This is a genomic window from Pseudomonas sp. (genome assembly GCF_050739655.1).
Taxonomy (GTDB): domain Bacteria; phylum Pseudomonadota; class Gammaproteobacteria; order Pseudomonadales; family Pseudomonadaceae; genus Aquipseudomonas.
Window position 1 is genome coordinate 1 of sequence record NZ_JBOIBY010000568.1, and the last position, 9190, is coordinate 9190.

Consider the following 9190-nt stretch of genomic DNA (forward strand, 5'->3'; position numbering starts at 1 on the left):
CTTCAGGACGCCGCGTTCATTCAGAATTTCCGCGTTATCGTTAACGTTTTTCGCGAGCAATCGAGCGTCGACCGGCTGCTCCTACAGTTGACCTTCATCGCTTAACTGACTGGCATTAGGGCAAGCCTCGCTCCTACAGTTGCAGCGATATCCTGTAGGCGCGAGGCTTGCCCGCGAAGGCGTCCTATCAGGCGCTACAGGATCGAAAAGTTGTAGCTGACGATCAACCGCGTCTCATCCACATCCCGCGCATATTGCTCGTAGTTGGTGCGATACGTCGCATTGCGCAAGCGCAGGCTGACATCCTTGAACGTCCCGCTCTGCACCACGTACTTGAGTTCGCTGTCGCGCTCCCACTCTTTGCCTTCCTGATCGCTACCCGGCACCTTGATGTGGTCACCGTTCACATAGCGGGTCAGGAAACTCAGGCCATTGATACCGATGGCCTTGAAGTCATAGTCATAACGCAACTGCCAGGAGCGCTCCTGCGCGGCTGCAAAGTCGTTGACCTGCACGTAGTTGACCAGATACGGATTGGTGCCATCGAGGTAAGGCATCGAGTTGTCGCCGTTCATACGCTGCCAGCCGGCACTGAAGGTATGGCCGCTGACGGCGTAGGCGAGCATTGCGTTCAGCGCGCGGTTGTCGATGGAACCGGCGCGGGAGGCGCCGCTGTCCGCGCTCTTGAGCACGCGCAGATCGGACTTGAGCACGCCACTGCCCAGTGGTTGGCTGGCCAACAGGCCGATGAAATGCTGACGATAGATATCTTCCAGTTCGGCGTAGTGGTACTGGGCGGTCAGTCGCTCGTTGATCTTGTAATCGAAACCGTACATATCGAAATGATCGGCGGTGATGTTGCAGGCATAGCGTTTGTTCTTGCAGTGCACGCGGATGTCCTGGGAATCGGTGGAATCCCGGGCGGTGTACTTGTCCAGGCGCGCGGCCATGAAGGTCAGATCCTTCACGTCCCTGGACGTCAGCATCGCGCCGTTGAACATCGTCGGCAGCAGGCGTCCGTCGTTGTATTTGAGCAGCGGCACGTCCGGCAACAAGGCGCCGTATTTCAACACACTCTGCGAGACACGCACCTTCGCCGTCAGGCCGAGTTTGGCGTACTGGTCGGCCGAGCCGCGCGGGTTTTCCCCGCTTGAAGGCAGCAACCCGCTGTTACTGCTGTCGGGGCTAGAGTCGAGTTTAAAGCCCAGCATGCCCAATGCATCGACACCGAACCCAACCGTGCCCTCGGTGTAACCCGATTGCAGATTGAGAATGAAACCTTGAGCCGATTCTTCCCGCTTGGAGGCGCCTTGCTCGTTGGAGGAGTGCCCATCGCGAAAATCGCGATTGAAATACACCGTGCGCGATTCCATTTTCGCCGTGGTGTCTTCGATGAAACCGCTCGCATGAGTCGACCCGGTAAAACCGGCGCACAGGACTAAAGCGCCGTAGCCAAGTGACTGGCGCGCGGTGATGAACGTAAAGGGGGGACGCATGAAAAAGCTCCAACAATGCAGCGTTTGCGCCAGGGCGCAATTAGCCAGAAATAGCCTTCAACCGCTCCGATAACGGAACGGTTGAAGCAAAAAACGCGGGATGAGCGGACATGATGGCAGAGGGCTTTTTTACGCTGCAGACGACTTTAGTCTCAGAAATGCATGTATTTGCCGCCGAACGGTAGTGGCAAAGCGACGGGTGGCATCCAGTAATGGTTAACCAATGCTTAATCTGATAGTTCAACACTCTACTGGACCGCACGCCCTCAGAGTTCTCTGACGCCCAGTGCGGCACGTTCGACAACACGTCGAACTGACATTCGCCTGCACTGGAGATCGCCCCATGAACACGCGCGTCCTGCTCGTTACCTCCGCCCTTGTCTGCGCCTCGTTTTCAGGATTTACCCAGGCTCAAGACACTGCCGCGACACAAAACATCATTTCCTATCACTACGGCATGCCGCTGCATGTGGGCAAGGTGCTTGAGCTCACCGAACCCGACACCCTGGACTGCGAAGTAGTAACAGCGACGATGAAGTACATCGATTCGCAATCGGGCCAGCCTGCAGAGCTTGCCTACCGGAAACTTTCTTACGCGTGCAGTTATCAGAACTGACTGAAAGGTCTGAAATAACACCTTGCGGTATTCCTGTGAGGGATCTGGCGCTATGCTCTAGCGCCTCCCTTACTGCCGCAAGGATTCGCCATGCAGTTGTCTTTTCGTACATTGTCGATATTCACCGCCCTACTGTGTTTGCTGCTGTCGCTGCTCTGGGGCGTGCTGCCTGATCGGTTGCTGGCAACCTGGGACACTGAATATTCATTGGCGGCGGGGTTGATCGCGCGTCGTATGGCGGTGCTGTTTGCAGCGCTGGCGGTGATGTTTTACCTGATTCGCAACGAACCGCACTCCACCGCACGCAATGCGCTGAGCATTGGCTTCACGGTGGGTTGCTGGGGACTGGCGGTTCTGGGCTTCGGTGAATGGCTCAACGGCCATGCTGGCCCGGGCATTCTGGTTGCAGTGGCAGGGGAACTGGCGCTGGGCCTGGCATTTTTCCAGACCCGACGCCCGTCGATGGAACTTGAAACCGCAGGTTAAAGTGCTTTTCGCTCCGCGTGGAGGTGCTCGGTATGCACGTGTTGATGCGCAAGTTCAGTGCGCAGCCCTGCTATAAGTTCGTGAATTTGCCGGCAGCTGTTCAAGTGCCGGGCATCAATATTGGTTCGCAACAGATCCAGCGTATCGGTCTCGCGATCGGCGTAAACCTTGACGGTCATTTTCAGGTCTGGTGACAGCGAACACTGGCAACGTTTGGGCAAAAAACTGCTTTCGATAATGTTGCGGAGTTCCAAGGCAGAAAGAAACATTGCGACCCTCTCCTTTGTGAGACTGCAATCGGTTATTGAGGCTGGCTCATGTGAAATCCCGGTCAGCTTTAGAACAACTACAGCATAAAACATGCCTTGAAATGCGCCGGGTTGTTCATCGGCAAATCAACGAGTTATGTAACAGGACATTAAAGTTTATCGTTCAATTTGCACGAGAAGCTTCTGGCTGGGTTGCAATCTGCGCACACACTCTTGGTTTGCATCTGCCGCCTTGCGCATCGAGAATGCGCCCCCTCCGGCGAGCTTCGCCCTCTATTCTTTCGCAAGAGGCACCATGCGTTCTTTGACCTGCCGCACATCCATCGCCATTATTTTGGCTGCCCTGTCGAGCACAGCACACGCAGCGACACTGGAAAAAACCGCGCCCTATCCAAAAGCCGAAATCGGCTTCACCCGCCAGGTCATACACCTGGCCCCGCAACCGCTGGAGGACGACTTCAAAGTAGAAATCCTTGCCGGCAAAACGCTGAAAGTCGATTGCAACCGCCAACGCCTGGGCGGCGTACTCGAAGAAAAGAATCTGGAAGGCTGGGGCTATCCGTTCTACCGCCTGGAAAAGGTCAGCGGCCCGGCGAGCACCCTGATGGCCTGCCCGGATGGCACGAGCAAGGAAGGCTTCGTGCCGGTGGTGGGTGACGGCTTCATGCTGCGCTACAACAGCAAACTGCCAATCGTGCTCTACGTGCCCAAGGACGTCGAAGTCCGCTATCGGGTTTGGTCGGCATCGAACACAGTCGAGAAAGCCGTCGCCGAGTAAGCTCTGCTTACTTGAGCCCTGCCTTGTAGAGCGCACCGTCCTCTTCATCGGTCAACACGTACAAAAATCCGTCTGGGCCCTGCCGTACATCGCGAATGCGCTTGTTGAGTTCCCCCAGCAGGCGCTCTTCGTGAACGACTTTGTCGCCGTCAAACTGCAGGCGGATCAGTTCCTGAGTTACCAGCGCTCCGATGAACACGTTATGTTGCCAAGGCTTGAAACGGTCGCCGTCGTAGAACGCCATGCCACTCAGGCCCGGGGATTTTTCCCAGAAGTGGCGCGGTGCGACGGTGCCTTCTGCGGTTTTGCCCTGGGCTTCCGGGATCGGTTGACCGGAATAGTTAATGCCGTAGGTCGCAAGCGGCCAACCATAGTTCTTGCCACGCTCGATGACGTTAATCTCGTCACCGCCACGGGGGCCGTGCTCGTTTTCCCACAGGGTGCCGGTCCATGGGTTCAGTGCCGCGCCCTGCGGATTGCGTACGCCATAGGCCCAGATCTCCGGGCGCACACCGACCTGACCGACAAAAGGGTTATCGTCCGGGACTTTACCGTCGGGATAGATCCGCACGATCTTGCCTTGCAACTTGTCGAGGTCCTGGGCGGTCGGCCTGTCGTTGTTTTCCCCCAGGGTAATGAACAAATAGCCGTCACGGTCGAACACCAGTCGCGAACCAAAATGGTTACCGACCGAAAGCTTCGGCTCCTGGCGGAAAATGACGGTGAAATCCTTAAGCGCCGTCAGGTCATCAGAGAGCGTCCCACGACCGACTGCCGTACCGGCCTTGCCACCCTGACCACCACCCTCGGCGTACGACAGGTAGACCATGCGGTCTTGCTTGAAGTCGGGTGACAGCGCCACATCCAGCAAACCGCCCTGCCCCTTGGCCCAGACCTCGGGCACGCCGCTGAGTGGCGCCGATAGCTTGCCTTCGTAACTGACCAGCCGCAGGTTGCCGGGCCGCTCAGTCGCCAGCATGCCCTGGCGATCGGGGAGAAATGCGATCGACCAGGGATGCTCCAATCCCTTGGCGATTGTCGTGACTTCCAGGGCTCCCTGTTCGCTTTTCATCGTCTGCGTGGATGCGGCCAACACAGGGAGCGAGGCAGCCAGCAATGAGCTGGCAAAAAGAGTGGTCAGGAGGGTTTTACGCAACATGCACGATTCCTTTTGTCATGAGGATGGCTGGCAGGAGTGCCGTCTTGCCGTTTAACGGTTGCTGCTGCCCGAGTCTCGAACGGGTGGATTGGGTATGAATTTAGGCGGGCTGGCGGGTGCGCCTGGACTCTGGGGATAGCGATTGCCGATACCGCCGTTGTCGAGGGTTGGCGGGCGCGGCACCGGTACGGTATTCGGCCCACGGATGGCCGGAATGCTGGGTTGTGTACCCTGCATGCTGTTGGGGTTGGCCCGACGAATCGGACTGTTATAAGGGTTGTTGTTCGGCAGATTCTGCGCGACCACCAACGGCATATCCTGCGCTTGGACCTGTGAGTCGAAAATGCCGATCAGGAGCATCAGGCTGAGGCCGGGAATGCATCGGTTCATGGAAAACCTCCTCGACGTGCGCATGTGCAGTCTTCGATAGCACGCTACGCCCCGGGTTCGCATTTGTTAACCAAAAACTCAACCGCAAGATGTAACACTACGTTGATCTGACACCGGGCCGGGCTGCATACCGCGGAAACTTTTGCCTCCAGCCCAGGGTCACCTGAACATCACTTGCGAGGTCAGGACCATGGCACGGGCAATCTGGAAAGGCGCGATCAGTTTCGGGCTGGTGCATATACCCGTGGCACTGGTGTCGGCAACCTCTTCGCAAGGGGTTGATTTCGACTGGCTCGACAGCCGCAGCATGGAACCGGTGGGCTACAAGCGTGTTAACAAGGTCACCGGCAAGGAAGTCACCAAGGAACACATTGTCAAAGGCGTCGCCTACGAAAAGGGCCGATACGTAGTGCTCAGCGAAGAGGAAATCCGCTCGGCGCACCCGATGTCGACGCAGACCATCGATATCTTTTCTTTTGTCGACAGCGAGCAGATTCCCTTGCAGAACATCGACACGCCTTATTACCTGGCGCCGGATAAACGCGGCGGCAAGGTGTATGCGTTGTTGCGCGAAACCCTGACCAAAACCAAAAAGGTCGCCCTCGCCCGGGTGGTGTTGCATACCCGTCAGTACCTCGCGGCCTTGATGCCGCTGGAGTCGGCACTGGTCCTGGTAAAACTGCGCTGGCCGGCGGAAGTACGCAGCCTGGATGAACTGGCGCTGGGCGCGGACGTGACCAAGCCCACATTGGCCAAGGGCGAACTGGACATGGCCAAACGATTGGTTCAGGACATGAGCGGCGAATGGTCGCCGGACGATTACCGGGATGAGTTCGAAGACAAGATCATGGCGCTGGTGGACAAGAAGGCCCATGAGGGCAAGATTGAGGATGTGGAAACGGCCACGGGCGAAGAAGAGCGCAAAACGGCGGATGTGATTGACCTGACCGAGTTGCTCAAGCGCAGCCTGGGCGGCAAGGGGGCGGCCAAGGCCAAGCCTGCGGCGAAGAAGAAAGTCAGTAATAAATGAGGTGTTGAGTATTCTGGCCTCATCGCGGGCAAGCCCGCTCCCACAGGATTTTGTGTCGTACAGAAATATTGTGATCGACGCGAAACATGTGGGAGCGGGCTTGCCCGCGATGAGGCCCGTGAGCCCGTCAACTGAATCAGATCAAGACAAAGATCGCCAGCAGACCACTAAAGATCGCCCACTTTTCCAGGTAGTAGAGCTTGCGATTGCGCTTCTTGAGTTCTTTGCCCCGCAAACGAATCTTGTAGATCCTGCCAAACAGACGATTAATACCGCCGACCTTGTCGCCCGCTTCGTTCGGGGCACCGGCAGCTGACATTACGGTGCGACTGAACCAGCCATTGAGCGCGGCTGCCCAGCGATACTTCATGGGTCGCTCAACATCGCAGAACAGAATGATGCGGTTCTGCGCGGTGGTGTTTTCCGCGTAATGAATGAAGGTCTCATCGAACATCACCGCCTCACCGTCGCGCCAGTGATAGTTCTCACCATCGACGTTGATGTAGCAGCCGGCGTTATTCGGGGTTTCCAGACCCAGGTGATACCGGTAGGAACCGGCATACGGATCGCGATGACGCACCAGTTTGGAGCCCGGCGGCAATTCGGCAAACATCGCCGCCTTGATCGAACCGATGCTCTGCACCAGTTCCGTGGTGCGTGGGCACAGCTTCATCGCCGACGGGTGGCTGTCGCCGTACCATTTAAGGTAGAAGCGTTTCCAGCCCGCCTTGAAGAACGAGTTGAAACCGACGTCGTCATACTGGTTCGAACGCTTGATTTCACCAGCGTGCAACAGATTCTGGCCTTCGGCGCGAATTTCTTCCCAGTGGGCCTGCAATGGACTCAGGTCGGGAAAGTCTGCCGGATTGAGGTAAGGCTTGTTGGGGATTTTCGAGAACATATAAAGGAAGCAATTGATCGGCGCCAGAAACGTCGAGTGATCGCTCAGTTGCCGACCCAGTTTGTGACGCACACGACCGCGCAGATGGACGTACGCGATGGATACAACGTAGACAGCGGCAATGATGAGTTTCACGGAAATCGTCACACGTCAGAAGTGAACAAACTGCGCCCCTCTGCAGCCAGCGGCTCGTGGGTCTTGTGCAGCGTCTGAAAACGAACAGGCCTCAGGTGAAAGATGGCATTTTAGCCTCAGTTTGTAACCAATAGTTAACCTACAAAAGTGAAAATCTGTGCACCGAAGCAGCCAAAGCGACGGTGCGGCCTCATTGCCCTATCGTTTAAAGAGCCAGACCAGTACAATCGCCGCCAAACTTTTACGCGCCTCCTTGGTTGATGACGGGAATGACCCCGGCCTCAGCGCACGTCGACTCGGGCCAAGCGCGGCAATGCCGCTCCCTGGCTACTCTGAATGCTTCGCAGGAAAAACCTTTGATTTCTACAGCTAACATCACCATGCAGTTCGGCGCCAAGCCGCTATTCGAAAACGTTTCGGTCAAATTCAACGGTGGCAACCGTTATGGCTTGATCGGCGCCAACGGTTGCGGCAAGTCGACGTTCATGAAGATTCTCGGCAACGACCTCGAGCCATCCGGCGGCCAGGTCATGCTCGAGCCGAACGTACGCTTGGGTAAATTGCGCCAGGATCAGTTCGCCTACGAAGAATTCACCGTGATCGACACCGTGATCATGGGTCACGAAGAGCTGTGGAAGGTCAAGGCCGAGCGCGACCGCATCTATTCGCTGCCGGAAATGAGCGAAGAAGACGGTATGGCCGTGGCCGAACTGGAAACCGAATTCGCCGAAATGGACGGCTACACCGCCGAATCCCGCGCCGGTGAGCTGCTGCTGGGCCTGGGTATTCCACTGGAACAGCATTTCGGTCCGATGTCGGAAGTGGCTCCGGGCTGGAAACTGCGGGTGTTGCTGGCTCAGGCACTGTTCTCCGATCCGGAAGTGCTGTTGCTCGACGAACCGACCAACCACCTGGACATCAACACCATTCGCTGGCTGGAATCCATTCTCACGGTGCGTAACAGCACCATGATCATCATTTCCCACGACCGTCACTTCCTCAACAGCGTCTGCACCCACATGGCCGACCTGGACTACGGTGAGCTGCGCCTGTTCCCGGGCAACTACGACGAGTACATGACCGCCGCGACCCAGTCCCGCGAGCAACTGCTTTCGGACAACGCCAAGAAGAAAGCCCAGATTGCCGAACTGCAAACGTTCGTCAGCCGCTTCTCGGCCAACGCCTCGAAAGCCAAGCAGGCCACTTCCCGCGCCAAGCAGATTGACAAGATCCAGCTGGCCGAAGTCAAGCCATCGAGCCGCGTGAGCCCGTTCATCCGCTTCGAACAGACCAAGAAACTGCACCGCCAGGCCGTGACCATCGAGCAGATGTCCAAGGGCTTCGACGGCAAGACCCTGTTCAAGAACTTCAGCTTCACCGTCGAAGCCGGCGAGCGCGTGGCGATCATCGGCCCGAACGGTATCGGCAAGACCACCCTGCTGCGCACCCTGATGGGCGAGCTGACCCCGGACGCCGGCTCCGTGAAGTGGACCGAAAGCGCGGAGCTGGGCTACTACGCTCAGGACCACGCCCATGACTTCGAAGACGACGTCAGCCTGTTCGACTGGATGGGCCAGTGGACTCAGGGCGAGCAGATCATTCGCGGCACACTGGGTCGCATGCTGTTCTCCAACGACGAGATCCTCAAGTCGGTCAAGGTCATCTCCGGTGGTGAACAAGGGCGCATGCTGTTCGGCAAGCTGATCCTGCAAAAGCCGAACGTACTGGTGATGGACGAACCGACCAACCATCTGGACATAGAATCCATCGAGGCGCTGAACCTGGCGCTGGAAAACTATCCGCGCACGCTGATCTTCGTCAGCCACGACCGTGAGTTCGTATCGTCCCTGGCCACCCGCATCATCGAGCTGAGCCCTAACGGCGTGACCGACTTCAGCGGCACCTACGACGATTACCTGCGCAGCCAGGG

10 protein-coding genes are annotated in these 9190 nt (G+C 57.4%); 5 read left to right on the forward strand and 5 right to left on the reverse strand.

What is annotated here, in order from left to right; all coding sequences use genetic code 11:
- Window positions 1-194: 194 nt before the first annotated feature.
- The gene (locus ACRESJ_RS27000) at window positions 195-1496 is read right to left on the reverse strand and encodes an OprD family porin (RefSeq protein ID WP_431760584.1); all 1302 of its coding nucleotides are present in this window, start codon (window positions 1494-1496) and stop codon (window positions 195-197) included.
- 343 nt (window positions 1497-1839) lie between these two features.
- On the opposite strand from ACRESJ_RS27000, the gene ACRESJ_RS27005 reads away from it, so the two are divergent.
- Both ACRESJ_RS27005 and ACRESJ_RS27010 read left to right on the forward strand, forming a co-directional pair.
- Window positions 1840-2112 carry a DUF2790 domain-containing protein gene (locus tag ACRESJ_RS27005; protein ID WP_431760585.1) on the forward strand — a complete coding sequence of 91 codons (273 nt, stop codon included), beginning with the start codon at window positions 1840-1842 and terminating at the stop codon, window positions 2110-2112.
- 90 nt (window positions 2113-2202) lie between these two features.
- Window positions 2203-2598 (forward strand): hypothetical protein, encoded by a 396-nt coding sequence (locus ACRESJ_RS27010; RefSeq protein ID WP_431760586.1) that lies wholly within the window; start codon window positions 2203-2205, stop codon window positions 2596-2598.
- Here ACRESJ_RS27010 and ACRESJ_RS27015 read toward each other — a convergent pair.
- The gene (locus ACRESJ_RS27015; RefSeq protein ID WP_431760587.1) at window positions 2595-2867 is read right to left on the reverse strand and encodes a DUF1652 domain-containing protein; all 273 of its coding nucleotides are present in this window, start codon (window positions 2865-2867) and stop codon (window positions 2595-2597) included. The genes ACRESJ_RS27010 and ACRESJ_RS27015 overlap by 4 nt on opposite strands.
- Before the next feature lie 295 nt (window positions 2868-3162).
- Between ACRESJ_RS27015 and eco the strand changes: the two genes are divergently transcribed.
- Window positions 3163-3645, forward strand: a complete 483-nt coding sequence (gene eco, locus ACRESJ_RS27020; protein ID WP_431760588.1) for a serine protease inhibitor ecotin — start codon at window positions 3163-3165, stop codon at window positions 3643-3645.
- Window positions 3646-3652: 7 nt separating this feature from the next.
- Here eco and ACRESJ_RS27025 read toward each other — a convergent pair whose 3' ends face one another.
- Entirely contained in the window at window positions 3653-4804 is a 1152-nt protein-coding gene (locus ACRESJ_RS27025) for a PQQ-dependent sugar dehydrogenase (protein ID WP_431760589.1), read from the reverse strand.
- 51 nt (window positions 4805-4855) lie between these two features.
- Window positions 4856-5194, reverse strand: coding sequence for a hypothetical protein (locus tag ACRESJ_RS27030; RefSeq protein WP_431760590.1), 339 nt, complete (start codon window positions 5192-5194; stop codon window positions 4856-4858).
- A gap of 190 nt (window positions 5195-5384) precedes the next feature.
- Between ACRESJ_RS27030 and ACRESJ_RS27035 the strand changes: the two genes are divergently transcribed.
- Window positions 5385-6224, forward strand: coding sequence for a Ku protein (locus ACRESJ_RS27035; RefSeq protein ID WP_431760591.1), 840 nt, complete (start codon window positions 5385-5387; stop codon window positions 6222-6224).
- 136 nt (window positions 6225-6360) lie between these two features.
- On the opposite strand, the gene lpxO is transcribed toward ACRESJ_RS27035, so the two are convergent.
- Window positions 6361-7260, reverse strand: a complete 900-nt coding sequence (lpxO, locus tag ACRESJ_RS27040) for a lipid A hydroxylase LpxO (RefSeq protein WP_431760592.1) — start codon at window positions 7258-7260, stop codon at window positions 6361-6363.
- A 356-nt stretch (window positions 7261-7616) separates the two neighbouring features.
- Between lpxO and ACRESJ_RS27045 the strand changes: the two genes are divergently transcribed.
- The coding region (locus ACRESJ_RS27045) for an ABC-F family ATPase (RefSeq protein WP_431760593.1) at window positions 7617-9190 on the forward strand (1574 nt) is incomplete at its 3' end.

Excerpts from the sequence above, each read along its gene's own strand:
- ACRESJ_RS27000 (WP_431760584.1), bottom strand. The coding sequence starts at position 1,496 with ATGCGTCCCCCCTTTACGTTCATCACCGCGCGCCAGTCACTTGGCTAC.
- ACRESJ_RS27005 (WP_431760585.1), top strand. The coding sequence starts at position 1,840 with ATGAACACGCGCGTCCTGCTCGTTACCTCCGCCCTTGTCTGCGCCTCG.
- ACRESJ_RS27010 (WP_431760586.1), top strand. The coding sequence starts at position 2,203 with ATGCAGTTGTCTTTTCGTACATTGTCGATATTCACCGCCCTACTGTGT.
- ACRESJ_RS27015 (WP_431760587.1), bottom strand. The coding sequence starts at position 2,867 with ATGTTTCTTTCTGCCTTGGAACTCCGCAACATTATCGAAAGCAGTTTT.
- eco (WP_431760588.1), top strand. The coding sequence starts at position 3,163 with ATGCGTTCTTTGACCTGCCGCACATCCATCGCCATTATTTTGGCTGCC.
- ACRESJ_RS27025 (WP_431760589.1), bottom strand. The coding sequence starts at position 4,804 with ATGTTGCGTAAAACCCTCCTGACCACTCTTTTTGCCAGCTCATTGCTG.
- ACRESJ_RS27030 (WP_431760590.1), bottom strand. The coding sequence starts at position 5,194 with ATGAACCGATGCATTCCCGGCCTCAGCCTGATGCTCCTGATCGGCATT.
- ACRESJ_RS27035 (WP_431760591.1), top strand. The coding sequence starts at position 5,385 with ATGGCACGGGCAATCTGGAAAGGCGCGATCAGTTTCGGGCTGGTGCAT.